A 555-nucleotide genomic window follows, 5' to 3' on the forward strand; every position below is an offset into this window, starting at 1 on the left:
CTCCTTTTAACTGAGAGTTTAACTCTATGCTACAAAGAGTCTTCCTCTTTGGTGGCATTTTATAAACGCGCTCTCCAGAGTTGCGTCCCATTGTGGTTCTTTTACCTGAGAGATTTGTTTCAAGGGTTTTTTTTGGAACTTGCTCCTTCGGTGACTGTCAACATTGCACTCTCCCACAATCGTCAACCGCTATACGTTTTTTTAAATACTCTAAATATTCTAAATGGATAATTATTTACATAAGTGTTTTTTATGATATCGCCTCTATTTTTATACATATTCAGGAAACTAAGAAAAGATAAAACGGAGGAAAATCACTTTATATCAGCAAACGCTTTCAAATTTAACAGACTAATGCTTCTTTATGAAGTTCTGCTCTTGATGATCGCTGATTGCATCCTGGTTTCTCTCTTTTTCTTTTAAAACATAACTAAGTAAGTCTAATGAGAGGCGCGCTGCCACTTGTCCAGTTATTCCCGTATGATCGTAAGGAGTAGCAACTTCTACCATATCAAAACCGATTACTTCTCCTCTTTTTGCAATTCCATGGAGTAA

Annotated in this window: 1 protein-coding gene and 1 riboswitch; the gene reads right to left on the reverse strand. The window is 36.4% G+C overall.

The features are described from left to right. Positions 1-83: 83 nt before the first annotated feature. Positions 84-186: riboswitch (glycine riboswitch) on the reverse strand. Between the two features lie 165 nt (positions 187-351). Beyond that, the coding region (locus AC1DUW_RS32095; protein ID WP_477644617.1) for an arginase family protein at positions 352-555 on the reverse strand (204 nt) is incomplete at its 5' end.

This window comes from Peribacillus sp. P4_C12, assembly GCF_056402095.1.